We start from the raw sequence: 24,172 nt of genomic DNA on the forward strand, positions 1-24,172 counted from the left end.
GAGGCGATTTCGCGATGTGCGGGATTTCCCCGCACCTCACGACTACGCCGATTTTCCTGCGATTTCCTGTGCTTGGCGCGATGTGCGAGGCATCAGCCATGACCGGCGACAGTGATTTCCGCATCCGGCCGGGCCGCATCCGCTCGACCCGTGCGCAGCAGGCTCGTCCCTTCATCGCGCAGGCTCTCGCCGCGGCGAAGAAGGCCGGGGCCGGCGTCTCACGCTCCGGCCGGATCGTGTCCGGCAACCGCTCGCGCTTCGGGCGGGGCCAGCGTGCGAGCATCCAGGCGAACCGGCTGCTCACCGCGCGAACGCGCGGCGCTGTCATCAAGGCGCGCGTCGTGCGCCAGACATCGCGCTCGGCGCCGCTCGCGACCCACCTCAATTATCTGCGCCGCGAAGGCGTGACCCGCGATGGGGAGAAGGCCCATCTCTTCGGTCCCGGGGGCGACGACGCCGATCCGAAGGCCTTTGCGGAACGGTGCCAGGACGACCGCCACCATTTCCGGTTCATCGTCTCGCCCGACGATGCGCCCGACATGGCCGACCTGCGGTCCTTCACCCGCGATCTCGTCACGCAGATGGAAAAGGATCTCGACACCCGCCTCGATTGGGTGGCGGTCGACCACTGGAACACCGAGCATCCCCATGTCCACCTGATCGTGCGCGGGGTCCGTGACGACGGGCAGGACCTCGTCATCTCACGCGACTACATCAAGGAAGGAATGCGCGACCGCGCGCGTGACCTCATCACGCAGGAATTAGGGCCGCGCACCGACCTCGACATCCAGCGCAGCCTGAAACGCCAGGTCGATGCCGAGCGCTTCACGCAGCTTGACCGCCAGCTTATCCGCGATGGCCATGCCACGGGCGTCATCGAGACGGCGATCGATCCGAACGTCCGGCTCGACGAATTTCATGCGCTGAAGGTCGGACGGCTCCGCAAGCTGGAAACACTCGGCCTCGCCGAGCAGGTCGGCCCCGGTCAATGGGCGATCGACACGAAGGCCGAGGCGACTCTGCGTGAACTCGGCGAGCGCGGCGACATCATCAAACGCATGCACCGGGCTTTGACGGATCGCGGCATCGAACGCGGCTCGGCGGGCTATGTGCTCGCGGCCGAAAGCCTCGATGCGCCCGTGATCGGCCGATTGGTCGATCGCGGTCTTGATGACGAGCTGAAGGGCTCCGCCTACGCCGTGGTCGACGGCGTCGACGGCCGCACCCATCACATCAAGCTGCCCGATCTCGAAGCCGCCGGTGACAGCGCGGCGGGTTCGATCGTCGAGTTGCGTGCGTTCGATGATGCACAGGGACAGCGCCGGGTCGCAATCGCCGTCCGCTCCGATCTCGATATCGATCGTCAGGTCACGGCAACCGGCGCGACTTGGCTCGATCGGCAGAACATCGCGCGCGAACCTGCCGCCCTGTCCGAGGCCGGCTTCGGCGCCGAGGTACGGCAGGCGCTGGATCGACGCGCGGATCATCTGGTCGGACAGGGCTTCGGCGAGCGACACGGCCAGCGTGTCACCTTCAATCGCGGGCTGATCGACACGCTGCGCCGTCGCGAGCTGGAAGCGGCCGGCGAAAAACTCTCCGCCGAAACAGGCCAGCCGTTCAATCGCGCGGGAAGCGGCGAGTATGTTGCCGGCACCTACCGCCAGCGTTTGGCACTCGCCTCCGGCCGCTTTGCCATGCTGGACGACGGCCTCGGCTTCCAACTCGTGCCCTGGTCACCCTCTCTGGAAAAGCACCTCGGCAAGCATGTTTCCGGCGTCGCCCGCGATGATGGCGGCATCGACTGGAGCTTTGGCCGCAAACGAGGGCTCGGCCTCTAACCTCTCTCCGAAAGGACCGTTCCAATGTCCGCCACGAAGATCCTATGGGGCCAGATCCTCACCGTTTTCCTGATCGTCCTCGCCACCACTTGGGGCGCAACGGAATGGGTGGCTTGGCGATTGGCGTTCCAGCCGGAGTTGGGCGCGCCGTGGTTCACGCTGTTCGGCTTTCCTTTCTATCTGCCACCCTCCTTCTTCTGGTGGTGGTACGGCTTCGACGCCTACGCACCCGCGATCTTCGTCGAAGGCGCTTTCATCGCGGCGTCCGGTGGCTTCATCTCGATCGCCGTCGCCATCGGCATGTCGGTCTGGCGTGCACGCGAGGCCAAGAAGGTCGAGACCTATGGCTCGGCGCGTTGGGCCGAGAAGAAGGAGGTGGAGACGGCCGGCCTTCTCGGTCCCGATGGTGTCGTGCTGGGACGCTACGAGCACGCTTATCTGCGCCATGATGGGCCTGAACATGTTCTGTGCTTCGCGCCCACCCGAAGCGGCAAGGGTGTTGGCCTCGTTGTGCCCTCGCTGTTGACCTGGCCGGGCTCGGCGATTGTTCACGACATCAAGGGCGAGAACTGGCAGCTCACCGCCGGCTTCCGCGCCAGGCACGGCCGCGTGCTGCTCTTTGACCCGACCAACACAAAATCCGCTGCCTACAATCCTCTGCTCGAGGTGCGCCGCGGCGAATGGGAGGTTCGCGACGTCCAGAACATCGCCGACATCCTGGTCGACCCAGAAGGGTCGTTGGACAAGCGGAACCATTGGGAAAAGACGAGCCATGCGCTGCTAGTCGGCGCGATCCTCCACGTCCTCTATGCGGAAAAGGACAAGACTCTGGCCGGCGTCGCGGCGTTCCTCTCTGATCCGAAGCGACCAATTGAATCCACCCTCGATGCGATGATGAAGACGGCGCATCTCGGCGACGCCGGACCGCATCCCGTGATCGCCAGCGCCGCACGCGAGCTCCTCAACAAATCCGACAACGAACGCTCAGGCGTGCTCTCTACCGCCATGTCGTTCCTGGGACTCTATCGCGATCCCGTCGTCGCCGAAGTGACGCGGCGCTGTGACTGGCGGATCTCCGATATCGTGGGCGGAAAATACCCGGCAACACTCTATCTCGTCGTGCCACCATCCGACATCAACCGCACCAAACCGCTTATCCGACTGATCCTCAATCAAATCGGCCGACGCCTGACCGAGGATCTGCAAGCAAAGGGCGAACGCCATCGTCTCCTGCTGATGTTGGACGAGTTTCCGGCGCTGGGGAGGCTCGACTTCTTTGAGTCAGCACTGGCCTTCATGGCCGGCTACGGTCTGAAGAGCTTCCTGATCGCGCAATCCCTAAACCAGATCGAAAAGGCCTACGGGGCGAACAATTCGATCCTCGACAATTGCCATGTGCGCGTCAGCTTCGCGACCAACGACGAGCGTACCGCCAAGCGCGTTTCGGACGCCCTCGGCACCGCCACCGAGATGAAGGCCATGAAGAACTATGCCGGCCACCGGCTGTCCCCCTGGCTTGGCCATCTGATGGTTTCGCGCTCGGAAACAGCTCGGCCACTGCTCACACCTGGCGAAATCATGCAGCTCCCTCCCACCGACGAGATCGTCATGGCGGCGGGCACGCCGCCGATTCGTGCGAAGAAGGCGCGCTATTACGAGGATGCTCGGTTCAAGGAACGCCTGCTGCCGCCGCCCGCGCTCACAACGTCGCAGCAAGGACAGCCCGACGATTGGACCACGCACCAGTTGCCAGCCCGACCACAGATTGCCGAGGCCACCTTGCTAGCGCAGCCCGCCGATGAAGATCCAACCGAGTCGGAACGCCGCCAGCAACCGGAACTCAATCGGGTGAACCCCGTCGAGAAGAAAGTGCCAATCGACAACCCGTTCGAGATCGATACCGATCGGGACGAGTCTGACGACGATGCCGTGCGCACCAGCCGTATGAACCGGCTCATGCAGGGCGTCGCGCGCCAGGTCTCGCTCGACCCCGGTGACGGCATGGAGCTGTGAGACGCCCGTGACGAAACCACCCCGCAAGCAACGCCTCTCCGTCTATCTCGACCCCTCTGTCATGAACCGGCTCGCAGATCACGCCGCGCGCCGCGACCATTCGCGATCGTTGGTCGCGGAGGCGGCGATCGAGTCATTCCTCTCACCCGATGCCGCCGAACGCCAGGAGGCCGTCATCACGAAACGCCTCGACCAGCTCGACCGACGCATGTCGCGGATGGAGCGCGATATCGGAATATCGGTCGAGATGCTCGCAGTCTTCGTGCGCTTCTGGGTGACCACCACACCGAGTTTGCCAGAACCTGCTGCGCAGGCCGCGCGCGCCAAAGCTGGCGAACGCTATGATCAGTTTGTCACAGCTCTCGGCCGCCGTCTCGCGAAGGGCCCGAAGCTTCATCAGGAGATTTCTGAGGACGTTGATGGCGAGGCAGAATAGCTCGTCAGATCGCGCACGCTCCTGCGTGAGCCCAAGCTGCTCTCCAAGGCCGCATTGAAGTCAGCAATAATCGACTGCCTCTCAATCCCTTATTCTTTCCAATCTCTCGGACATCCGCCCGAGTTCAAGCAAGGATGCCGCCTCCATCTTCCGCATGATCTGCGCCCGACACACCTTCACCGTGATTTCGCTGAGTGCAAACTTCGCAGCAATTTGCTTTGTGAGTTTTCCATCAAGTATCATGTCCATAACTTGGCGCTCGCGAACAGAAAGCGAATCGTACCGCGCGCGAAGATCAGCTGTCATTGTCTTCTCGTTTCGTCGGATTTGCGAAGTCTGGAGACCGAGATAGATCGCATCAAGTAGGTCTTGGTCCCTAAACGGCTTGGTCAGAAATTCGATCGCGCCAAACTTCATAGCCCGGACCGACATCGGGATATCCCCGTGCGCCGTAATGAACACGACCGGGATCTCCACACGCGTTCTGAAAAGCTCTTGTTGGAAATCCAAGCCGTTCTGACCCGGCATTCTAACGTCCAATACCAAGCAAATCGGCGTATCAGGAATCGACCACGCCAAAAACTCGTGCGTAGACGCAAAGGTGTGAATATCAAGTCCGACAGAACTCAGGAGATTTCTGAGCGCTTCACGCACGGAAAGATCATCGTCGACGACGGCTACCGTGCCGCCCACAACGACGGGCTGTTTCGACTGTCTCATAGTATTTTCTCCCTGTCGCCAGGCAGAGTAAAACAAAAGGTAGCGCCGCGCGGATTGGTCGGCTCAGCCCAAATATTACCGCCGTGAGATTCAATAATTGATCGGCATATTGAAAGTCCAATTCCCATGCCATCGCTCTTGGTGGAGTGAAAGGCATCGAAAAGATGCCTTACGAAGCCAGGATCGATACCGCCTCCCGTGTCTTCTATCGTGATCATCACGCCGGACGCGCTTGATTTAGCGGAGTTTATTCGAATCTCACGAACACTGCTCTGCAGCGTACCCATCGCATCTATCGCGTTCACGAGAAGGTTGAGTGCAACCTGTTGAAGTTGAATACGATCACCGAAGATCATGGGCAGATCACTCGACAGGTTCGTATAAACGGAAACTCGGCTTTCTCGGAAACGGCTTTGCAAAAGCCCCAGCACCTCTCTGATTACGACGTTGATCTCAATCCAGGACCTCTTTGGTTCTGCACGCATAGACAGCGCTTGGACGCGCTTGATGATTTCACTTGCTCGGTTTGCGTCGCTGACGATGCTATCTATCGAAGACGCGGCTTTTTCTAGGTTCGCGGGATCTCCGTGAATCCAGCGTGTACATGCATTGGCGTTGGTCACGATTGCGGCGAGCGGCTGATTGACCTCATGGGCGATTGAGGCAGCGATCTCGCCGAGAGTCGTGATCCGAGCGACGTGCGCAAGGCGGGTCTGCGCCTGTTCGGCCGCCACACGAGCGGTCTCCATCTTGACAGCGAGATAGGTCGTTGCCGCGATCGCCAGCAGGCTGATCGAGGTGTTGACGACTCCGGTTCCGAAGCTTCCACTCGGCGTCAGGATGTAGCTCGCGATCGTCAACGCGATGCATATTCCAGAGACCGTGCCCATGCCCCGCGTGTGGCTGAAGCGAGCCGACAATAGAACGACAATCACATAAAACGTCGCAGCGGATATCTCGTAAGGGGTTATGGTGTCGATGATGAAGATGCCGATAGTGAGGATGCCGATCAGCAAGGGAAGCGTTCCAGACCTAACGAGGCGCCATAGCCCATCGATGAACGTCAGTAGTTCCCTTGAACGGGTGCCGAGCGGGTATCGATGCGTCAAGTTTGCCTCGTGATCTATAGGATCGACGTGGGCAGGCTGATTGACTGGTGTTTTTTGTGGAGCCATCGCAGTTCACTTGATGTAGGTGTGCAAAACGTCGACTAATTCGAGCGCGGCATTACGTTCAGCTTCTGTGGGCGTGCGGTTCGCATCGACCATATGCGCTTGAATGTGCCCATTGACGACTTCGGCCATGATTCCGTTGATCGCACCGCGCGTGGCCGTGACTATCCGCATCACGTCGCCGCAACTCTCATCCGCGATGAGGGCCCGTTCAATCGCATCGACCTGACCTCGAAGGCGTCGGACCCTATTCAGCAGCTTCTGCTTCTCAGCCACCGCATGCGCCATCGCGTCCCTCCGCTATACCCGGGTATAGTTGTAATATACCCCCCAGAGTATATATGAATGTCGCGCGAAGTGAAGACCGGCAGGGTTGTTCGCGTCGTGGTCCAGTTCGTCGTGAATTGGATCCGGATTGGCACAGCAGAGGATCATATGAACCCGCGATCTAGCAACGACCCCTCGGAGGGAGATAGTAGGCGTCAGTCACCTGCTATCGACGCTCCGCTGGGTTGCATCATCGCTCGGGTCGGTTCTGCCGACGTAACTGCGCCAGCACTTCGACGCTGAGCACCGTCCGTCCAGGCCACCCGGGTTCGAGCAACTGCTTGAACAGACGGAGGTGGCCATGGCCGCTCATCTCAACATCGACACACGTCGGGCGCCACCGGTGGTCGCCCATGATGATATTCAATTCGCCGGGGTGTTTCCCGGCTTGAAATTGGGCGCTCGCAACTTGGCGAGACCAAAGCTTCTTGCCCATTGGCATCAGGAATCCGATGGCCGGCTGATTGGGGGCTGGCAATTGGAGACATCCGCCACTCTGAAGAATCCTGACGATTGATCATAGCGACACACGGCAATGCCGTGCGCAGCGTAGCGCTGCTGTTGGCAGCAAAGTTCAAACGAAGGGATTAACTAATGAATGCAGTGGTGGCTTTGCTGCCTGCGCGCCCCGCAGGCACTAATACGACTTGCGCGAATACTATCTTCGCCAACGATTTAGAGCAGCTCTACAACGCGCTGAATGATGTGACATTGACGGAGCATGCTCGCACGGCAGAGCTGATGAATGCCGGATTGCGGAAGATCTCGCAGAAGGTTGTCGAGGAGGCTGCCGAGGTCGCTCTCGAGGCGGTGAGGAAGCGGACCCAAAAGACGGTCAGCGAAAGTGCCGATCTTCTCTATCACTTGGTCGTTCTGTGGCACGCACTCAATATTGAACCCAGCGAAGTCTGGGCCGAGATGCGGCGCCGCGTGGAAAGCATGGGCATTGCCGAAAAGCTTCCTAAGCCGCGTCGGGGAACGACTGATCCCGCCCCGGTCAACGACAGCTCGGAAGGAAATCGCGTACCTGCGCCCTGCATCACCGCCAACTCGCGCGCACCAGCACCGTGTCCCGAAGAGCAGCCCGAAAGGACACGGCCATGCGCCTCCTAGTCTGTGGAGGACGTCACTTCGAGGACGCCGAGATGGTGCATCACGAACTAACTGCACTGCATTGGCGAAAGCCAATCAGCGTTGTGGTCCACGGCAGCATTGCAGGCGTCGGCATCATCGCTGAGGCGTGGGCGCGTCGCCATGGGATCGCTGTGGTGCGTTACCCGCCAAATTGGGAGTTTTACGGCAAGAAGGCCGAAGGGCTGCGCAGCGATTTCATGCTGACAGACAGCCGACCCGACTTTGTCGTGGCTTTCCCAGGGGGGCGCCACACCGCCGATCTCGTCCAACGGGCAATCAACGTCGGGCTCGCCGTGCTCGCCATTCCGCCCAACACGGCTGGAGCTTGCCCAGTCGCAAAGCATCCGCCGCAGCGGGGCCAGCCAACAACCGCTTCGCTCTGATCCAGTGAATTCACCCAAAAACGAGCAAAACTCAACGGAGTTTGAAATGTCCGATACCTCTGCGACATCGCTTGAACAAATCGAATTGGCCTCAAGCGCGCCCGCTGTCCTGGATAGCGCGCATATTGGCGACATCCACGGCGCGTTCGGCACCATCCGGCAGCACGACACCGGTGTACGAAAGACTTGGCGGGCTAGGCTGGCGACCTTGATGGCAATCGTCGGCCCGGGACTGATTGTCATGGTCGGCGACAATGATGCCGGCGCTTTTGGAACCTATACGCAGGCAGGTCAGAACTACGGCACCTCTCTGCTGTGGACGTTGATGCTCTTGATCCCGGTGATTTACGTGAATCAGGAGATGGTGTCACGGCTAGGTGCTGTGACGGGCGTTGGCCATGCACGACTGATATTCGAACGTTTCGGAAAGTTCTGGGGTGCCTTCAGCCTTATAGACCTAGTTCTTCTCAACGGACTAACCATTGTAACCGAGTTCATCGGCATCGTATTCGCACTCCAATATTTTGGTTTGCCAAGAGTTCCGGGACTGATTGTCGCGGCGGTGCTCATAGTGGCCGCCGTCAGCACCGGAAGTTTCAAGCGGTTTGAACGCTTCGCGATGGTTTTGGTCTTTGGCAGTCTGTTGCTAATACCTGTGCTCCTCGCCATCCATCCACCAATCGGTGAGATCGCCCATGGACTGCTCGTGCCGCAATGGCCCGCTCACTCCGACATGGCGGCAGTCATGCTGCTTGTCATTGGCATCGTTGGCACGACCGTCGCACCTTGGCAGCTCTTTTTCCAACAAAGCTATGTTGTCGATAAGCGGATCACGCCCGCCTTCAACGGCTACGAGAAAGTCGATCTTTGCCTCGGGATCCTCCTGGTAGTAATCGGCGCCGTTGCCATGATGGCGTTCTGTGCCGCATTGTTTGCCGGACGGCCGGAATTCGGCAATTTCACGGATACAGGTGCGGTGCTTACGGCGCTGGACAAATATGTGGGTCCATATTCGGCGACGATTTTTGCAATCGCTCTTTTGGATGCTTGCCTCATCGGCGCAGCAGCCGTCTCGCTCTCGACGTCTTATGCGATCGCCGACGTCCTCAGGGTGAGGCACTCATTGCATCGCAAAGTCACGGATGCCATCGGATTCTACGTTGCTTACGGGATTCTCATATTCATTGCCGCAGGCCTTGTTGCCTTCGCAAGTGATGCGCTGCTGGGCCTCTTTGTCAGTGCCGTGCAGGCTCTCGCTGGCGTGCTGCTACCAAGTGCCACGGTCTTCCTGCTCCTCCTTTGCAACGACAAGGCGGTTGTCGGCCCCTGGTCCAACGGTCCTAAGCTCAATGTATTCACCGGAGCAATAATCTGGTCCCTTGTGTTGCTCTCGATCATCCTCACCGTGGCGACCGTCTTCCCAGATGTGGCTGACAGCACAATTCTGAAAATACTGATTGGCGGCTCTTTGCTGGGGCTTTGCGGGTTCGTCTTTTCGTTCGCAGCACGCAAGCGTAGTTATGACGTGCCCGCTGCCGCATATGGCAACGATCAAGATCACCGCTTCGCCAAGATGACGATGCTCGAGCGCCGGAACTGGCGCATGCCGCCGCTTAATCGGCTGCCTGCCCTGCATATGACGTTGATGACGAAGGTCTGGATGGGCGTGCTACGCGGCTATCTTCTGATTGCTGTCGCGCTGATCGGCTTCAAGGTCTTCGTCGCCGCGACCGGCGTCGAGGTCAGCATCCCCCAGATCGGCGGAACGCCAACCAGCAACGACGCTGCTACAAGCAATACCGGCTCGAAGTAGCACGCAAGAAGGCGGGTGACGACGTTGACGCACGGGCGCGAGCACCGACATGTCCGCAATAGCCTCGCGGACGTTGCTATACCCCGCGTCGTCGCCTGCCAACCAAAACGAAAAGGAAACAATCTGAATAGACAAAACTCTTTTGTTCTAACTAGCTGATGGGGGCGCCTCATGTCTGAACAATTCAAGACTCTTCCCGAACGCATCCAGGCGCTTTCCGATGCAACTTCTTGTAGTTCTTTTTCGCTGACCTCAGTCGAGCAGACCAAGGGCTTTCAGATTATCGCTTTTGTCGACAGCTGTTTCGGCGATTCTCAATGCGAGATCGATGCTTGCGGATTGATCGCCGCTATGCTGATGGCTTTTGCCAAAGCGCGCAGCGATCCGTTCACGTTTCATTATTTTGCAACGCGTGCTCTCCATGACGGACTAGAACGTTGCATCGCTATCCTTGTCCAACGCGGCGAAAGGCTGCCCGTTGTCGCCTATGCGCTCATCGCAAATTATATCCGCTGGACGGCTCGACGCCGAGAGATGGCTTTAGCCGCGGCGTTTGAGCGTCTGCGCCTTTATCCGACACTTCCAAACATGTTGATCTGGCCGCCGAAGCGCACGCCAGGATAGCGTGCCAGCGCCTGAGATTCATCGAACAAAAAAAAGCCGTGGCAGATTTTCTCAAAGGAGACGCAAAACAATGAGTAATCAACTATCGCATTGGCCTCCGCCACTTCGGATCCGCCTTCTGCTTTTTGTGGTGTCTCGCATCGAACACTTTCTCCTCTTAAGGTGTCCGAAAGGTCGCATCAGGCGATTGGGATTGGCTTGGGTCGACCAGATTCATGCGCGCGTGCGCAAAAAGCTCAGCCGTGCAGAGCTACCCGAAACGCGTTGATGTTTCTTCCGCGTTCGATCGCGCGTCAAATAGCCTTGAATCAGCGCTGAATGGTGAGGAAGCCTACAAATCTCTTTCCGCGCCGATCGGTCCGTCACCGTGATCTATAATCGACGAGGGCTTCATTGCGCCGCGCCGGTGTTAAACTGTCAAGGAGGGCGTTGGCCTTCTCAATTACCTTGCTGCCGATCTCGCGCTGTTGCCCTTGATTGGCTTTTCGGGCGCCCTCGGCGAACACCGATTCCGCGGGGAGTACCGCCGCAGCAAATGCGGCGGCGGCCAAAACCGATCTAAGAAACATAGGCTACTCTACTCGGCTGGGGTTCATGGCTGCAAAGATGCTATCGTACGTACCGTCCCGTTCAGCCTAACGCCGTGCATGATCCCGATTAAGAAGGATCTCACCCCCCGGATGATCTCCGCGATCGAGGATGTCCATCACCTCCACAACAAATGCATTGAGCGGTCATTGTGCGAGGATCAGACGCTTGCGCAGAGCCGGTCAAGCTCCGCGAGCGTATTGGCGTATCGTGCGTCCGACACCGCCGTTCTCCTGTATTTGCACGCTACACTACTACGTCGATGAATCTTTGTTGAATCGCCCCGAAATCTGGCCCCTTTAATCATCCCCGTCTGGGGAAGGACTGTATCGGCCCCGATAGAAACGGGGCACTATGACAGCATCACACCACAATTCGGAAGGCCTCGCGCGCGGCGCAAGGATGCTGCGCACTGCGCTCGGTCCTGCAATCGCGCGCTATCTTGATGACGCCAGCATCGTCGAGGTGATGCTCAATCCCGATGGGCGCCTCTGGATCGACCGACTCTCCGAAGGACTTTCCGATACCGGTGAGCGGCTGTCACCAGCGGACGGCGAACGTATCGTTCGCTTGGTTGCGCACCATGTCGGAGCCGAGGTTCATGCTGGTGCTCCTCGGGTATCCGCAGAGTTGCCTGAAACCGGCGAGCGGTTCGAAGGCCTGCTGCCACCCGTCGTCGCTGCCCCCGCATTCGCGATCCGTAAGCCCGCTGTCGCGGTGTTCACGCTCGACGACTACGTCGCGGCCGGCATCATGTCAGCGACGCAGGCCGAGATACTCCGCCGGAGTGTCTCCTCACGCGCCAACATCCTCGTCGCCGGCGGGACATCCACCGGCAAGACGACGCTGACAAACGCGTTGCTCGCCGAAGTTGCGAAGACCGCCGATCGCGTCGTCCTCATCGAAGACACCCGCGAACTGCAATGCGCCGCGCCGAACCTCGTGGCGATGCGAACAAAAGATGGCGTTGCCTCACTTTCCGATCTCGTTCGCTCTTCGCTGCGTCTGCGGCCCGATCGCATACCCGTTGGCGAAGTGCGCGGCGCCGAAGCGCTCGAACTGCTCAAGGCCTGGGGCACCGGCCATCCTGGCGGGGTCGGCACCATCCACGCCGGCAGCGCGATCGGCGCACTGCGCCGCATGGAGCAGCTCATTCAGGAGGCAGTCGTCACGGTCCCGCGCGCATTGATCGCGGAAACGATCGACCTCGTTGCCGTCCTCTCCGGTCGCGGGTCCGCGCGGCGACTCTCCGAACTCTCGCGCGTCGAAGGCCTCGGTCTCGACGGCGACTACCGCATCGCGCCGGCCACCACGGATGGCGACGGCAGCTCGAGCTTGTTCGTCCCAGCACCTGAAGGAGAAAGCCTGTGATCCAACGCCTGCGGCGCGCGCGCCATCATCTCGTCTTGACCGTTTCCATCGCCACTCTGTCGGCGGTGATGGCAGCCCCCGCTCACGCTTCCGGTTCGTCGATGCCGTGGGAACAGCCTCTCCAACAGATCCTGCAGTCGATTGAAGGTCCCGTGGCGAAAATCATGGCGGTGATCATCATCATCGTTACCGGCCTGACGCTGGCCTTCGGCGATACCTCCGGCGGCTTCCGCAGGTTGATCCAGATCGTGTTTGGTCTCTCGATTGCCTTCGCCGCGTCGAGCTTCTTCCTGTCGTTCTTCTCGTTCGGCGGCGGGGCGCTGGTCTGATGACGGGCGCTGTCGATCAGGGCGGCGACGTCCCAGGCTATACCGTCCCCGTTCACCGGGCACTGACCGAGCCGATCCTGCTCGGCGGCGCCCCACGGGCTATCGCCATCATGAACGGGACGCTCGCTGGCGCGGTCGGCCTAGGGCTTCGCCTCTGGCTGGTGGGGATCGCGATCTGGGCGATCGGCCACGTCACCGCGGTGTGGGCTGCCAAGCGCGATCCGCTCTTCGTCGACGTTGTGCGCCGCCATCTGCGCGTCCCCGCACACCTTTCGGTCTGAGGGGAGCGCGGCCATGATGAACCTTGCCGAATATCGCAATCGCAACAGCCGCCTGGCCGACTTCCTCCCCTGGGTCGCGCTGGTGGGCTCCGGCATCGTCCTCAACAAGGACGGCAGCTTTCAGCGCACCGCGCGGTTTCGCGGCCCCGATCTCGACAGCGCCGTACAGGCTGAGCTAGTCGCCATCGCCGGCCGCCTCAACAATGCGTTCCGTCGCCTTGGATCAGGCTGGGCAATCTTCGTCGAGGCGCAGCGGCAAGCTTCGAACCTCTATCCCGACAGCCGCTTTCCCGATCCCGCCTCGGCGCTGGTCGACGCCGAGCGCAAAGCGGATTTCGAGGAAGCTGGCGCACATTTCGAGTCGAGCTATTTCCTGACCTTCACCTATCTGCCGCCGGCCGAGGACGCCGCGCGCGCGGAATCCTGGCTCTATGAAGGCCGGGAAAAGTCGGGCCTCGACCCCAACGAGGTGATGACCGGGTTCGCCGATCGCACCGATCGCATCCTGCGCCTGGTCGAAGCCTTCATGCCCGAATGCCGCTGGCTTGATGACGCGGAGACGCTCACCTATCTCCACGGCTGCGTCTCGACCAAACGGCACCGTGTCCGCGTCCCCGAAACGCCGATCTATCTCGACGCGCTGCTCGCCGACCAGCCGCTCACCGGCGGGCTCGAGCCGCGCCTTGGCGCGTCGCATCTGCGCATCCTCACCGTCACAGGCTTTCCAACGGCGACGACACCTGGCCTGCTCGACGAGCTGAACCGTCTCGCATTTCCGTATCGTTGGTCGACGCGGGCGATCCTGCTCGACAAGACCGACGCGACCAAGCTGCTGACCAAGATCCGCCGGCAATGGTTCGCCAAGCGCAAGTCGATCGCCGCGATCCTCAAGGAGGTAATGACCAACGAGGCGTCCGTCCTCGTGGACACCGACGCCGCGAACAAGGCCGCCGATGCCGACATGGCGCTCCAGGAACTCGGCGCCGACTATGCCGGGATGGCCTACGTCACCGCGACGGTGACGGTGTGGGACGAGGATCCGCGCGCTGCCGACGAGAAGCTGCGCCTCGTCGAGAAGGTCATTCAGGGCCGCGACTTCACTGCCATGGCCGAGACGATCAACGCGGTGGACGCCTGGCTCGGATCATTGCCCGGCCACGTCTATGCGAACGTCCGCCAGCCGCCGATCTCCACGCTCAATCTCGCCCACATGATCCCGCTGTCGGCGGTGTGGGCGGGGCCGGAACGGGACGAGCATTTTGCAGCGCCCCCACTGCTCTTCGGCAAGACCGAAGGCTCCACCCCGTTCCGGCTTTCGCTTCACGTCGGCGACGTCGGCCACACGCTGATCGTTGGCCCGACCGGCGCGGGCAAGTCGGTCCTGCTGGCGCTGATGGCGCTGCAGTTCCGACGCTATGCTCGCGCCCAAGTCTTCGCCTTCGACTTCGGCGGCTCGATCCGCGCGGCGGCGCTCGGCATGGGCGGCGATTGGCATGACCTCGGCGGCGATCTCAGTGACGGCGCGACCGATAACGTCAGCCTTCAACCGCTCGCCCGCGTTCACGACGTGCCCGAGCGCGCCTGGGCGGGCGACTGGATCGTATCGATCCTGACCCGCGAGGGCGTGGCGATCACGCCCGAGGTGAAGGAGCATATCTGGACGGCGCTGACCTCGCTGGCATCGGCGCCCGTCGAGGAGCGCACGATCACCGGCCTGGTCGTGCTGCTCCAGTCGAACGATCTCAAACAGGCGCTCAGGCCCTATTGCGTCGGCGGTCCCTACGGCCGGCTGCTCGACGCTGAACGCGAGTATCTTGGCTCGGCGTTCGTTCAAGCGTTCGAGACTGAGGGGCTGATCGGCACCGGCGCGGCGCCGGCGGTTCTCTCCTATCTCTTCCATCGGATCGAAGATCGGCTCGACGGTTCGCCGACTCTTCTCATTATCGACGAAGGCTGGCTGGCGCTGGACGATGACGGTTTCGCCGGCCAGCTCCGCGAATGGCTGAAGACGCTGCGCAAGAAGAACGCCAGCGTCATCTTCGCCACGCAATCGCTCAGCGACATCGACGGCTCGGCCATCGCGCCTGCCATCATCGAAAGCTGCCAGACCCGGCTTCTGCTGCCGAACGAGCGCGCGATCGAGCCGCAGATCACGGCGATCTATCGGCGCTTCGGCCTCAACGACCGCCAGATCGAGATCATCGCGCGGGCAATGCCCAAGCGCGACTATTACTGCCAGTCGCGGCGCGGCAACCGCCTCTTCGAGCTCGGTCTGTCCGATGTCGCGCTCGCTCTGTGCGCCGCGTCATCGAAGACCGACCAGGCGGCCATTGCCCGCATCGTCGCCGAACACGGCCGCGACGGCTTCCTCGCCGCATGGCTCGATCACCGTGAGGTCGGTTGGGCCGCCGATCTCATCCCCACGCTCACCAACAAGGAGACGTCCCAATGAAACTGCGCAATTCCCGCGCAGCGCGTTTTGCTGCCGCGCTGCTGACCGCTCCCGTCGCGCTCGCGCCCATGCTGGCGACGCCCGCTCACGCCATCATCGTATTCGATCCCTCGAACTATGCGCAGAACGTGCTCACGGCGGCGCGATCGCTTCAGCAGATCACCAACCAGATCACCTCGCTTCAGAACGAAGCGCAAATGCTGATCAACCAGGCACGCAACCTTGCGAGCCTGCCGTTCTCGTCGCTGCAACAGCTTCAGCAGTCCGTCCAGCGCACGCAGCAGCTTCTCAACCAGGCGCAGAATATCGCCTACGACGTCCAGCAGATCGACCGGATGTTCCAGCAGAAGTACGGGAACGTCTCGCTGTCCGCTTCGGATCAGCAACTCGTCACCGATGCCCGCTCGCGCTGGCAGAACACGGTCGGCGGCCTGCAGGACGCAATGCGGGTGCAGGCGGGCGTCGTCGGCAACATCGACACCAATCGCACGCAGATGTCGGCGCTGATCGGCCAGAGCCAGGGCGCGACCGGCGCGCTGCAGGCGACGCAGGCCGGCAACCAACTCCTTGCGCTCCAGGCGCAGCAACTCGCGGATCTCACCGCCGTCGTGGCGGCCAACGGCCGGGCGCAGGCCTTGCAGTCGGCCGAGCAGGCCGCCGCCGCCGAACAGGGCCGCGAGCAGCGCCGGCGTTTCCTGACGCCGGGCTCGGGCTACCAGCCCGGCAATGCCCGCATGTTCCCGAACAGCGGCAACTGAGGCTGGCACGATGGACGGCAAGACCCTCGCTCGCGTCGGCGCCATCGTCTTCGTCGCGGTCGCCATCACGGCGACCGCGATCGAGATGAACCGCAAGGACGTTTCGACGGACGTCCTCGCGACGCAGGGCCGTCCGGTCACAACATCGGATCCTCTCGCCGCCGAATTGCTTCGTTGTTCCGAGATCGGCGAGGCCGGCACGCGCGATCCCAATTGCCTGAAGGCATGGGCAGAGAACCGGCGCCGCTTCCTCGGCCAGCCGGCCCCCGTTTCATCACCATCGCCGGTTGCGCCGACCACGCTGTTTCCAAGCGCGCCCGCGTCGGCCGCTCCCATCCACAAAGACAGTGCGCCAGCGGACGTGACCGGGCCTGCGATGCAGGCCGAGCCCGCTCAGCCAGAGGTTCGCTGACATGGGCGGCACCGGTGTCATCGACCATTTCCTCGAGGTCTTCACTCGCTACATCGACGGAGGATTCGGGCTGCTCGGCGGCGAAGTCGGTTTCATCGCCACCACCTTGATCGTCATCGACGTCACGCTCGCCGCGCTTTTCTGGTCATGGGGCGCCGACGACGACATCATGGCGAGGCTGGTCAAGAAGACGCTCTTCGTCGGTGTCTTCGCCTACCTGATCTCCAACTGGAACAATCTCGCCCGCATCGTCTTCGAGAGCTTCGCGGGCCTCGGCCTGAAGGCTTCGGGAACGGGCTTTGCCGTGAGCGATCTCATGCGCCCCGGCAAGGTGGCGCAGACTGGTCTCGATGCCGGCCGGCCGCTGCTCGACTCCATCTCCAGCCTGATGGGCTACTGGTCGTTCTTCGAGAACTTCATCCAGATCGCCTGCATGTTTTTCGCCTGGGCGCTGGTGCTGCTGGCGTTCTTCATCCTGGCGATCCAGCTCTTCGTCACCCTGATCGAGTTCAAGCTGACCACGCTCGCCGGCTTCGTCCTCATTCCCTTCGGCCTGTTCGGCAAATCGGCGTTCATGGCCGAGCGCGTGCTCGGCAACGTCATCTCCTCCGGCATCAAGGTGCTGGTGCTCGCCGTCATCATCGGCATCGGCTCGACGCTGTTCTCCGAGTTCACCTCGGGCTTCAACGGCGCAACGCCATCGATCGACGATGCCATGGCGATCGTGCTTGCCGCGCTGTCGCTGCTTGGTCTCGGCATCTTCGGTCCCGGCATCGCTAACGGCCTCATCTCCGGTGGCCCGCAGCTCGGCGCCGGCGCGGCCATTGGCACTGGTCTTGCCGCCGGCGGCGTTGTCGCAGCAGGCGCGGCCGCTGCCGGCGCCGTCGTGACAGGCGGCGCTGCACTTGCTGGCGGCGCTGCCGCCGCCGCGCGTGGCGGTGCAGCCCTCGCCGGTGGCGCCTCCACCGCCTACAGCCTCGGCGCGGCCGGCCAGGCCGGCGCATCCGGCGTCGCGTCGGGTCTTGGCAGTGTTGCCAGCACCGGCGCGAAGGCGGCCGTCTCACCGCTGAAGCGCGCAGCCGGTCGTGCCGCCGACAGCCTGAAGCAGAGCTATCAGGCCGGTGGCCAGGCCGCGACGGAGATCGCCACCGGCGCATCCGGTGCTGCGACGACCGCCACCGCGGAGGCCGCATCTCCCGGAGCTGCGTCTTCCACCAGCGACGGGCCGCCGGCCTGGGCGAAACGCATGAAGCGCTCGCAGCAGATGTCCCATGGCGTTCAGGCCGCCGCCCACGCCGTGCGTAGCGGCGACAGCCATGGCGGCGGCTCCTCCGTCAACCTCTCCGAAAGCGACTGACCATGTTCAAGCGACCATCCACCCACTACGGCAAAGCCCCTCAGCCCGAGACTCCCTATCAGCGCGCCGCTCAGGTCTGGGACGATCGCATCGGCTCCGCCCGCGTGCAGGCCCGTAACTGGCGCTACATGGCCTTCGGATCATTGGCCCTCGCGGGCGGCCTTTCGGCCGCGCTGGTCTGGCAGTCCGCCAACGGCTCGATCGTGCCTTGGGTAGTGCAGGTCGACCGGCTCGGCCAGGCGCAGGCGATCGCGCCGGCGACCGCCGACTATCAGCCAAACGATCCGCAAATCGCCTTCTACCTCGCGCGCTTCATCGAGCAGGTCCGCTCGATCCCGTCCGACGCCATCATCGTGCGGCAGAACTGGCTGCGCGCCTACGACTTCACGACACAGGGTGGCGCGCTCGCGCTGAACGATTATGCGCGCGCCAACGACCCCTTCACCAAGGTCGGCAAGCAGCAGATCGCGATCGAAGTGTCGTCGGTGATCCGCGCCTCGCCGTCGAGCTTCCGCATCGCCTGGATCGAGCGACGCTATCAGGACGGCTCACTGGCCTCCACCGAACGCTGGTCCGCGATCCTCACCGTCGTCGTGCAGCCCCCACGCGACGCCGACACGCTGCGGAAGAACCCACTCGGAATCTACATCAACGCCATCAACTGGTCGAAGGAGCTTGGACAATGACGCCCGCACTCCGCAAAGCCGCCCCTTGGAGTGCAGGGCTCCCGGCTTTGCTCATCCACGTAGTTCCGGTTTTCCGCAAATCCGCTTTGCCGGGAATCTTGCTCGCCGGTTCGGCGCTGGCAGGGTGCGCCACTCACACCCCGCCGCCGGAGATTTCCTACGACAATGCGGTGCCGGCTGTGCAGACCTCCGATCCGCCAGCGCCCGTCCGGGTGGTGGAGCTTCCCAAACCGCTCCCGCTGCCTGGTCAGTTGAAGCCCATCGGCAAGGACGGCAAGCCCGAGCCGGAACCGTCCGATCCCGCCGCGCGCGTCAACCAGGCCAATGCCGCAGCGCGCGTCCAGCCCGTCCGCAACGGCTTCATCAACTCGATGCAGGTCTATCCCTTCGTCGATGGCGCGCTCTATCAGGTCTACGCCTCGCCGGGGCAGATCACCGACATCGCGCTTCAGCCCGGCGAGCAGCTCGTCGGCTCCGGTCCTGTCGCCGCTGGCGACACAGTGCGCTGGATCATCGGCGATACCGAGAGCGGCGTTGGCGCGGCCAAGCAGGTCCATATCCTCGTGAAGCCAACGCGGGCCGAGCTGATGACCAATCTCGTCATCAACACCGACCGGCGCACCTATCACATGGAGCTGCGCGCGACGCCATCGACCTATATGGCATCGGTGTCTTGGCAATATCCGCAGGACCAGCTCATCGCGCTGCGCCGCCAGAACAGCCAAGCCGAGGCCGCGCAGCCGGTGTCGGGCGGCATCGATCTCGCCCGTGTCAATTTCCGCTACGAGGTGACCGGCGACCGCGCACCGTGGCGGCCGCTGCGCGCCTTCGATGACGGCAAGCAGGTGTTCATCGAATTCCCCCGCGGCATCGGACAGGGCGAGATGCCGCCCTTGTTCGTGGTCGGACCGGAGGGCGACACCTCCGAGCTGGTGAACTATCGCGTGCGCGGCAACTACATGATCGTCGATCGACTGTTCGCCGCCGCCGAACTGCGGTTCGGCGCGGGCAAGAACCAGAAGCGTGTCCGCATCTCCCGCACCGACGGGAGGCCGGCATCGTGAGCGACGAACGCGATCCCGAAAAGGAGGAAGGCCGGACGCCCGGTTCGGCGCCCCAGCCTCAGCCGACCGACGACGACGCTCGGCCGCTGACCGGCGAGCCGGCCGCGACCATGCGGCTGCGCGCCGAGCCGCCGCGTGTGACCCGCCTGTCCCGCAAGGTGCTGGCCGGTCTGGGTCTTGCGGCAAGCCTCGGTGTCGGTGGGGCGCTGATCTATGCGCTCCAGACTCGTCACAGCGGCCAGGGTCAGGAGCTTTACTCTACGGACAACCGCTCGACACCGGACGGTCTGGCTGGATTGCCGAAGGATTATTCCGGCGTCCCGAAGCTCGGCCCGCCGCTGCCCGGCGACCTCGGTCGCCCGATCCTCAACGCGCAGAACGGTGGCACAGTGCCGCCGATCGGCGCACCGGCATCAGGTCCGACGGGACCGAGCCCCGAGGAACAGCGCCGGGCGCAGGAACTGGAGGCGGCTCGGACCGCACGGCTGTTCGCATCCACCGAGACTCGGCCCGCTACGGCTGGAGCTTCGACACAGCCGACTGCGACCGCCACGCCGTCGGCCGATCTCGCCAGCCTCGGCCTTGCGCCGCAGCCAGCGACACCCTCCGCGCAGGATCGTCAGCTCGCATTCCTCAATCAGACGCCCGACAAGCGCACTGTCTCGCCGGATCGCGTTGCCGCGCCAGCGTCGAAGAACGTCCTGCAGGCCGGCGCCGTCATCGCGGCCGCGCTCATCACCGGCATCCGCTCCGACCTGCCGGGTCAGATCACCGCACAGGTGACGGAGAACATCTATGACAGCCCGACCGGCAAGATCCTGCTTGTGCCACAGGGCACGCGCGTTATCGGCCAGTATGACAGTGGCGTCGGCTTCGGTCAGAGGCGCATACTTCTCGTCTGGAACCGGCTGATCTTCCCCAATGGCCGCTCCATCGTTCTGGAGCGTCAGCCTGGTGCGGACGCCGAGGGCTATGCGGGCCTTGAGGATGGCGTCGACTATCACTGGGGCGAACTGTTCAAGGCCGCTGCACTTTCCACGATTCTGAGCATCGGTGCGGAGGCGGGCTCGTCTGGCCAGGACAGCGATATTGTGCGGGCGCTGCGACAGGGTGCCTCCAATAGCGTCAGTCAAACCGGCCAGCAGATCGTCCAGCGCCAGCTCAACATCGCACCGACCCTCACCATCCGGCCAGGCTTGCCCGTCCGCGTCATCGTCACCCGCGATCTCGTTCTCGAACCCTACGGAGGCTGACATGACCAAGCTGAAATTGGGAGCGATCGTCGACGACAAACCGGTGAAGGTCACGGTGGAGTTACCGGCAAGCCTGCATCGCGACCTAACGGCCTACGCAGAAATTCTCGGCCGCGAAGCGAGGCAACCGCCGGCCGATCCCGTTCGCCTCATCGCTCCGATGCTGGAGCGGTTCATAGCCACGGATCGGGGATTTGCGAAAGCGAGGAAGTCAAAAGAACTGCCGAAACCGTCTGAATGATTGTGGCGGCAGCCGAGCGCGACATTGAACGCGCAAGACTGAGGAGGCGGCGCCAGGCCGGGTTATCATTCCGCGGCGACCACACCGCGCAGAACGGCAGAACCTCGCCGGCAAGCTGCCGATAGGCAGTTCCCGGAAACTGAGCCGCCGTCCCGGCCTCGCTCATGACCGTGACGCCTTGGCCGATCGCCACAAGCGACAGGAGATTGTCCCTCCCGACGTATTGGGTATCGATTTCTGGGTGACGCCCAAGATCGGCGAGGCGTTGAACCAAATAGTCGTGAATTTCCGATCCAGGGGCACCGTCACTTACAATGAATCTCTCGTCCACAAGATCACGCCAGCCAAGCTCCGATTTCTCAGAGAGAGGATGATCGCTGGGAAGTACGGCGAATACTCGCTCGGACCAAAGTTGCTCTGTTTCACAGTCCGACCACTGTGTGGTTCCCGTGATAAAAGCCACATCGAGTTGAAGTCGCCGGATCGAGGCAACGTGATCCGCAGGATCGCCGTCAAAAAATTCGACCCGTACACTTGCATGCTCCTTGCCGTAGGCTCCCAGCAGATCGGACAGGAATCCAGACGCGAGCGACGAAAAGATGCCGACCTTGATATGCCCCCGCTCGGAGCGACCTATGGCGGCCACATCCTTCGCGCCGCAGTCGATCTGTTGAAGTGCTTTGCGTGCTCGACGCACAAACTGCTGTCCTGCCAACGTCAGGCAGACGCCGCCGTTGTGCCTCTGAAATAGGGAAGCGCCGAGTTCGTCTTCGAGATCGCGAACGCGACGGCTGATCGCCGATTCCTGTATTCCCAAGGCCAAGGCCGCCTTTCGGAAGCTGCCATATTCGGCCGCCGCAAGAAAATACCGGATCTGGCGGAATTCAAGCATCGGTCAATTGCGACCGAGATCTATTCGAAATGATTCCTGGCCTCGCGACGGTCCATCGTCCGCTCGTTGCGAGCATCGCTCTGTAAGCACCATCTACCACGACCATCGCGCCCCGACCGCAGCTAAGGCAAGACCTCCCGATTCTCACCCTAGAATAGACGGCTACAGACGCTCATTGGCCGATGATCTTATATAGATTCGATATACCAACGTATCTTCGAAATATACCGTGTTCTGAAAGGGGGGGGTGGCACGCCCGCGCAGATCGCGCACCAGTTCGCGGTGCAGGGGCTCTCCTCTCAGTCGAGATTCAAACGCTCAAACTGTCCGACATTCTAACAAGGTCAATAATCGTCTTGGCCTGCATCTTCTGCATGAGATGGCTACGGCGAACCTTCACCGTGATCTCGCTAACATTCAGGTCGGCGGCGATTTGTTTATTGAGGAGGCCCTTTACAACGAGCTTGAAAACGTCTCGTTCGCCGGGCGTCAATGTCTCCCAACGCGCATTCAAATCCAGCGAACGCGCTTCGCTCTCGCGCCTTCGCCGGTCTTTTTCGATCGCTTGTTGGATAGCATCCAGCAGGTCTTGGTCGCGAAACGGCTTGGTCAAGAACTCGAAGGCGCCATTCTTGATGGCGTTCACGCCCATCGTGATGTCCCCATGTCCCGTGATGAATATCGTCGGCAGATGAATGCCGTATTCAGGCATTTGCCGATGAAAATCGATCCCGCTTTGTCCGGGCATTCTCACATCGAGCAGCAGGCAGCCGGGCGCGTCCGGCATGGAGCTTTCCAGAAATTCGGCAACCGAGCTATACGAGCGCACCTGTAGCCCAACGGATGCGAGCAAATCTTCGAGCGCGGCGCGAACGGACCGATCGTCATCGATGACATAGACGATGGGCTGCGGCCGCGAATCCGCCGTCGGTTCATTTTTCATCAGGCTGCCTCCATGTGGCGCGGCAGGCGCACCTCAAATACGGTCCCGCCTCCAGGGACTGGAGCCGCGGAAATCTGTCCGCCATTCGCTTCAACGATCGTCTGACTGATGGTAAGGCCAAGACCCATGCCTCCCTCTTTCGTCGTCCAGAAGGCGTCAAAGAGGTGCTCACGAGCTCCCGGCGCCAGACCGGTGCCGGAATCGGCCACCGCGAGAACGATCGCATCCCGTCCATCCTGCGAGGCGGCAATTCGCAGACGACGCTCGGGCAATGCGCGGTCCGACATCGCCTCGGTCGCATTGAGGACGAGATTGCTGATGACCTGCTGGATCTGGACCCGATCGGCAAAAACGCGAGGTAGGCCGTCATGCAGGTCCAGTTGCAAGGCGACGCCGCCACGCTCGATCTCGCCGCGCGACAAGGTCGCGATTTCCATGACAGCTTCCCTGAGGTCGAATGGTTGTCGGCGCGGCGCCTCGCCCTTCGAAAGGGCGCGAATGCGCGCGATGACCTGGCTTGCCCGGTTGGCATCGCTGACGATGCGGTCGAGCGCGAGGCGGGCCTTGTCGAGATTTGGCGGCTCCTGGGCAAGCCATCGGGTGCACGCGCCGCCGCTGGCGACGACGGCAGCCAGGGGCTGGTTGACTTCGTGCGCGATCGACGCCGACAGTTGACCGAGCGTCGTGACCCGCGCAATTCGCAAAAGCCGATCGCGCGCCTCCAGCGCCTCGGCCTTCGCAGCCACCATCCTTAAACTGAGATAGGTTGTAACGCCGATCGCAACGATACTAATCCCGGTATTGACGATGCCGACCTCATACGCACCGGAGTGGGTCAAGAAAAAACTGATCAGGGTCAGCGCGACACAAATGCAAGCGAGGGCCACTACAGCCGTGCCAGACAAGATGCGTGTCGCAACGAGAATGACCGCTGTGTAGAATACGGCCGCTGCGATGGCGTAGTCCGTGACCGTATCGGCGATAAAAATGCCGGCCATCGCAACGCCCATCGCGATCAACGTCAGCGCCGATCCGGGACGTATATCATTGGCGATCTTGAGCATTGTTCACCTTCTCGATCAACT

General features: G+C 62.1%; 26 protein-coding genes. 19 read left to right on the forward strand and 7 right to left on the reverse strand.

Features of this window, described 5'->3' with window-relative positions:
- Window positions 1-98 precede the first annotated feature (98 nt).
- The 3 genes from AC3WLX_RS25325 to AC3WLX_RS25335 are packed head-to-tail and all read left to right on the forward strand — an operon-like array spanning window position 99 to window position 4,287.
- Entirely contained in the window at window positions 99-1,838 is a 1,740-nt protein-coding gene (locus tag AC3WLX_RS25325; protein WP_033965849.1) for a relaxase/mobilization nuclease domain-containing protein, read from the forward strand.
- A gap of 24 nt (window positions 1,839-1,862) precedes the next feature.
- Window positions 1,863-3,851: a conjugal transfer protein TraG gene (locus AC3WLX_RS25330; RefSeq protein ID WP_006022599.1), complete on the forward strand. Its 1,989-nt coding sequence runs from the start codon at window positions 1,863-1,865 to the stop codon at window positions 3,849-3,851.
- A gap of 7 nt (window positions 3,852-3,858) precedes the next feature.
- Complete coding sequence (locus AC3WLX_RS25335; RefSeq protein ID WP_006022598.1) at window positions 3,859-4,287, forward strand: hypothetical protein; 429 nt, start codon at window positions 3,859-3,861, stop codon at window positions 4,285-4,287.
- 81 nt (window positions 4,288-4,368) lie between these two features.
- Here the strand turns inward: AC3WLX_RS25335 and AC3WLX_RS25340 are convergent, their stop codons facing one another.
- The 3 genes from AC3WLX_RS25340 to AC3WLX_RS25350 all read right to left on the reverse strand — a co-directional run bounded on the left by AC3WLX_RS25340 (window position 4,369) and on the right by AC3WLX_RS25350 (window position 6,467).
- Window positions 4,369-5,007: a response regulator transcription factor gene (locus AC3WLX_RS25340; RefSeq protein WP_006022597.1), complete on the reverse strand. Its 639-nt coding sequence runs from the start codon at window positions 5,005-5,007 to the stop codon at window positions 4,369-4,371.
- Window positions 5,004-6,023 (reverse strand): sensor histidine kinase, encoded by a 1,020-nt coding sequence (locus AC3WLX_RS25345; RefSeq protein ID WP_197057830.1) that lies wholly within the window; start codon window positions 6,021-6,023, stop codon window positions 5,004-5,006. Before AC3WLX_RS25345 ends, AC3WLX_RS25340 begins: the two co-directional genes overlap by 4 nt.
- A 165-nt stretch (window positions 6,024-6,188) precedes the next feature.
- A complete protein-coding gene (locus AC3WLX_RS25350) occupies window positions 6,189-6,467 on the reverse strand; it encodes a metal/formaldehyde-sensitive transcriptional repressor (RefSeq protein ID WP_006022595.1) in 279 nt (92 codons plus the stop codon).
- A gap of 340 nt (window positions 6,468-6,807) precedes the next feature.
- On the opposite strand from AC3WLX_RS25350, the gene AC3WLX_RS25355 reads away from it, so the two are divergent.
- The 5 genes from AC3WLX_RS25355 (at window position 6,808) to AC3WLX_RS25375 (ending at window position 10,460) form a co-directional block, all read left to right on the forward strand.
- Complete coding sequence (locus tag AC3WLX_RS25355; protein WP_124810155.1) at window positions 6,808-7,023, forward strand: hypothetical protein; 216 nt, start codon at window positions 6,808-6,810, stop codon at window positions 7,021-7,023.
- A 77-nt stretch (window positions 7,024-7,100) separates the two neighbouring features.
- Window positions 7,101-7,619, forward strand: coding sequence for a phosphoribosyl-ATP diphosphatase (gene hisE / locus AC3WLX_RS25360; RefSeq protein WP_006022593.1), 519 nt, complete (start codon window positions 7,101-7,103; stop codon window positions 7,617-7,619).
- Window positions 7,607-8,023: a DUF2493 domain-containing protein gene (locus tag AC3WLX_RS25365; protein WP_006022592.1), complete on the forward strand. Its 417-nt coding sequence runs from the start codon at window positions 7,607-7,609 to the stop codon at window positions 8,021-8,023. Before hisE ends, AC3WLX_RS25365 begins: the two co-directional genes overlap by 13 nt.
- 46 nt (window positions 8,024-8,069) lie before the next feature.
- On the forward strand, window positions 8,070-9,836 hold the full coding sequence (locus AC3WLX_RS25370; RefSeq protein WP_006022591.1) for an NRAMP family divalent metal transporter: 1,767 nt from the start codon (window positions 8,070-8,072) through the stop codon (window positions 9,834-9,836).
- A gap of 171 nt (window positions 9,837-10,007) precedes the next feature.
- Window positions 10,008-10,460 carry a hypothetical protein gene (locus tag AC3WLX_RS25375; protein WP_492338012.1) on the forward strand — a complete coding sequence of 151 codons (453 nt, stop codon included), beginning with the start codon at window positions 10,008-10,010 and terminating at the stop codon, window positions 10,458-10,460.
- Window positions 10,461-10,822: 362 nt separating this feature from the next.
- Here AC3WLX_RS25375 and AC3WLX_RS25380 read toward each other — a convergent pair whose 3' ends face one another.
- Window positions 10,823-11,029 carry a hypothetical protein gene (locus AC3WLX_RS25380; protein ID WP_006022588.1) on the reverse strand — a complete coding sequence of 69 codons (207 nt, stop codon included), beginning with the start codon at window positions 11,027-11,029 and terminating at the stop codon, window positions 10,823-10,825.
- A 373-nt stretch (window positions 11,030-11,402) separates the two neighbouring features.
- On the opposite strand from AC3WLX_RS25380, the gene trbB reads away from it, so the two are divergent.
- Genes trbB through AC3WLX_RS25435 form a run of 11 tightly spaced genes read left to right on the forward strand, consistent with a single transcriptional unit; the run spans window position 11,403 to window position 21,252 of the window.
- Window positions 11,403-12,419: a P-type conjugative transfer ATPase TrbB gene (gene trbB, locus AC3WLX_RS25385; RefSeq protein ID WP_024343194.1), complete on the forward strand. Its 1,017-nt coding sequence runs from the start codon at window positions 11,403-11,405 to the stop codon at window positions 12,417-12,419.
- Window positions 12,420-12,454: 35 nt separating this feature from the next.
- On the forward strand, window positions 12,455-12,748 hold the full coding sequence (locus AC3WLX_RS25390; RefSeq protein ID WP_248312794.1) for a TrbC/VirB2 family type IV secretion system protein: 294 nt from the start codon (window positions 12,455-12,457) through the stop codon (window positions 12,746-12,748).
- Window positions 12,748-13,029 carry a VirB3 family type IV secretion system protein gene (locus AC3WLX_RS25395; protein WP_006022585.1) on the forward strand — a complete coding sequence of 94 codons (282 nt, stop codon included), beginning with the start codon at window positions 12,748-12,750 and terminating at the stop codon, window positions 13,027-13,029. The genes AC3WLX_RS25390 and AC3WLX_RS25395 overlap by 1 nt, the downstream gene beginning before the upstream one ends.
- Window positions 13,030-13,042: 13 nt before the next feature.
- A complete protein-coding gene (trbE, locus tag AC3WLX_RS25400; RefSeq protein WP_006022584.1) occupies window positions 13,043-15,481 on the forward strand; it encodes a conjugal transfer protein TrbE in 2,439 nt (812 codons plus the stop codon).
- Window positions 15,478-16,239: a P-type conjugative transfer protein TrbJ gene (gene trbJ, locus AC3WLX_RS25405; protein WP_006022583.1), complete on the forward strand. Its 762-nt coding sequence runs from the start codon at window positions 15,478-15,480 to the stop codon at window positions 16,237-16,239. Before trbE ends, trbJ begins: the two co-directional genes overlap by 4 nt.
- A 10-nt stretch (window positions 16,240-16,249) precedes the next feature.
- Complete coding sequence (gene trbK-alt / locus AC3WLX_RS25410; protein ID WP_006022582.1) at window positions 16,250-16,651, forward strand: putative entry exclusion protein TrbK-alt; 402 nt, start codon at window positions 16,250-16,252, stop codon at window positions 16,649-16,651.
- A gap of 1 nt (window position 16,652) precedes the next feature.
- Window positions 16,653-18,008, forward strand: coding sequence for a P-type conjugative transfer protein TrbL (gene trbL / locus AC3WLX_RS25415; protein ID WP_006022581.1), 1,356 nt, complete (start codon window positions 16,653-16,655; stop codon window positions 18,006-18,008).
- A gap of 2 nt (window positions 18,009-18,010) precedes the next feature.
- Window positions 18,011-18,694 carry a conjugal transfer protein TrbF gene (gene trbF / locus AC3WLX_RS25420; RefSeq protein WP_006022580.1) on the forward strand — a complete coding sequence of 228 codons (684 nt, stop codon included), beginning with the start codon at window positions 18,011-18,013 and terminating at the stop codon, window positions 18,692-18,694.
- Window positions 18,691-19,758, forward strand: coding sequence for a P-type conjugative transfer protein TrbG (gene trbG, locus AC3WLX_RS25425; RefSeq protein WP_006022579.1), 1,068 nt, complete (start codon window positions 18,691-18,693; stop codon window positions 19,756-19,758). The genes trbF and trbG overlap by 4 nt, the downstream gene beginning before the upstream one ends.
- Window positions 19,755-21,011: a TraB/TrbI/VirB10 family type IV secretion system protein gene (locus AC3WLX_RS25430; RefSeq protein WP_006022578.1), complete on the forward strand. Its 1,257-nt coding sequence runs from the start codon at window positions 19,755-19,757 to the stop codon at window positions 21,009-21,011. The genes trbG and AC3WLX_RS25430 overlap by 4 nt, the downstream gene beginning before the upstream one ends.
- Window position 21,012: 1 nt before the next feature.
- Complete coding sequence (locus tag AC3WLX_RS25435) at window positions 21,013-21,252, forward strand: DUF2274 domain-containing protein (RefSeq protein WP_006022577.1); 240 nt, start codon at window positions 21,013-21,015, stop codon at window positions 21,250-21,252.
- On the opposite strand, the gene AC3WLX_RS25440 is transcribed toward AC3WLX_RS25435, so the two are convergent.
- From AC3WLX_RS25440 to AC3WLX_RS25450, 3 genes are all read right to left on the reverse strand, one after another.
- Window positions 21,185-22,144 (reverse strand): LysR family transcriptional regulator, encoded by a 960-nt coding sequence (locus tag AC3WLX_RS25440; RefSeq protein WP_024343196.1) that lies wholly within the window; start codon window positions 22,142-22,144, stop codon window positions 21,185-21,187. The two genes, AC3WLX_RS25435 and AC3WLX_RS25440, sit on opposite strands and share 68 nt — an antisense overlap.
- A 310-nt stretch (window positions 22,145-22,454) precedes the next feature.
- Window positions 22,455-23,087, reverse strand: coding sequence for a response regulator transcription factor (locus AC3WLX_RS25445; protein WP_006022575.1), 633 nt, complete (start codon window positions 23,085-23,087; stop codon window positions 22,455-22,457).
- A complete protein-coding gene (locus AC3WLX_RS25450; RefSeq protein WP_006022574.1) occupies window positions 23,087-24,151 on the reverse strand; it encodes a sensor histidine kinase in 1,065 nt (354 codons plus the stop codon). Before AC3WLX_RS25450 ends, AC3WLX_RS25445 begins: the two co-directional genes overlap by 1 nt.
- Window positions 24,152-24,172: the final 21 nt, after the last annotated feature.

This window comes from Bradyrhizobium sp. FW305-F6 (genome assembly GCF_058782905.1).

What these genes read in the sequence shown, in the direction of transcription:
- AC3WLX_RS25325 (WP_033965849.1), top strand. Translation starts at nt 99, where the DNA reads ATGACCGGCGACAGTGATTTCCGCATCCGGCCGGGCCGCATCCGCTCG.
- AC3WLX_RS25330 (WP_006022599.1), top strand. Translation starts at nt 1,863, where the DNA reads ATGTCCGCCACGAAGATCCTATGGGGCCAGATCCTCACCGTTTTCCTG.
- AC3WLX_RS25340 (WP_006022597.1), bottom strand. Translation starts at nt 5,007, where the DNA reads ATGAGACAGTCGAAACAGCCCGTCGTTGTGGGCGGCACGGTAGCCGTC.
- AC3WLX_RS25350 (WP_006022595.1), bottom strand. Translation starts at nt 6,467, where the DNA reads ATGGCGCATGCGGTGGCTGAGAAGCAGAAGCTGCTGAATAGGGTCCGA.
- AC3WLX_RS25355 (WP_124810155.1), top strand. Translation starts at nt 6,808, where the DNA reads ATGGCCGCTCATCTCAACATCGACACACGTCGGGCGCCACCGGTGGTC.
- hisE (WP_006022593.1), top strand. Translation starts at nt 7,101, where the DNA reads ATGAATGCAGTGGTGGCTTTGCTGCCTGCGCGCCCCGCAGGCACTAAT.
- AC3WLX_RS25365 (WP_006022592.1), top strand. Translation starts at nt 7,607, where the DNA reads ATGCGCCTCCTAGTCTGTGGAGGACGTCACTTCGAGGACGCCGAGATG.
- AC3WLX_RS25370 (WP_006022591.1), top strand. Translation starts at nt 8,070, where the DNA reads ATGTCCGATACCTCTGCGACATCGCTTGAACAAATCGAATTGGCCTCA.
- AC3WLX_RS25375 (WP_492338012.1), top strand. Translation starts at nt 10,008, where the DNA reads ATGTCTGAACAATTCAAGACTCTTCCCGAACGCATCCAGGCGCTTTCC.
- AC3WLX_RS25380 (WP_006022588.1), bottom strand. Translation starts at nt 11,029, where the DNA reads ATGTTTCTTAGATCGGTTTTGGCCGCCGCCGCATTTGCTGCGGCGGTA.
- trbB (WP_024343194.1), top strand. Translation starts at nt 11,403, where the DNA reads ATGACAGCATCACACCACAATTCGGAAGGCCTCGCGCGCGGCGCAAGG.
- AC3WLX_RS25395 (WP_006022585.1), top strand. Translation starts at nt 12,748, where the DNA reads ATGACGGGCGCTGTCGATCAGGGCGGCGACGTCCCAGGCTATACCGTC.
- trbE (WP_006022584.1), top strand. Translation starts at nt 13,043, where the DNA reads ATGATGAACCTTGCCGAATATCGCAATCGCAACAGCCGCCTGGCCGAC.
- trbJ (WP_006022583.1), top strand. Translation starts at nt 15,478, where the DNA reads ATGAAACTGCGCAATTCCCGCGCAGCGCGTTTTGCTGCCGCGCTGCTG.
- trbK-alt (WP_006022582.1), top strand. Translation starts at nt 16,250, where the DNA reads ATGGACGGCAAGACCCTCGCTCGCGTCGGCGCCATCGTCTTCGTCGCG.
- trbL (WP_006022581.1), top strand. Translation starts at nt 16,653, where the DNA reads ATGGGCGGCACCGGTGTCATCGACCATTTCCTCGAGGTCTTCACTCGC.
- trbF (WP_006022580.1), top strand. Translation starts at nt 18,011, where the DNA reads ATGTTCAAGCGACCATCCACCCACTACGGCAAAGCCCCTCAGCCCGAG.
- trbG (WP_006022579.1), top strand. Translation starts at nt 18,691, where the DNA reads ATGACGCCCGCACTCCGCAAAGCCGCCCCTTGGAGTGCAGGGCTCCCG.
- AC3WLX_RS25435 (WP_006022577.1), top strand. Translation starts at nt 21,013, where the DNA reads ATGACCAAGCTGAAATTGGGAGCGATCGTCGACGACAAACCGGTGAAG.
- AC3WLX_RS25440 (WP_024343196.1), bottom strand. Translation starts at nt 22,144, where the DNA reads ATGCTTGAATTCCGCCAGATCCGGTATTTTCTTGCGGCGGCCGAATAT.
- AC3WLX_RS25445 (WP_006022575.1), bottom strand. Translation starts at nt 23,087, where the DNA reads ATGAAAAATGAACCGACGGCGGATTCGCGGCCGCAGCCCATCGTCTAT.
- AC3WLX_RS25450 (WP_006022574.1), bottom strand. Translation starts at nt 24,151, where the DNA reads ATGCTCAAGATCGCCAATGATATACGTCCCGGATCGGCGCTGACGTTG.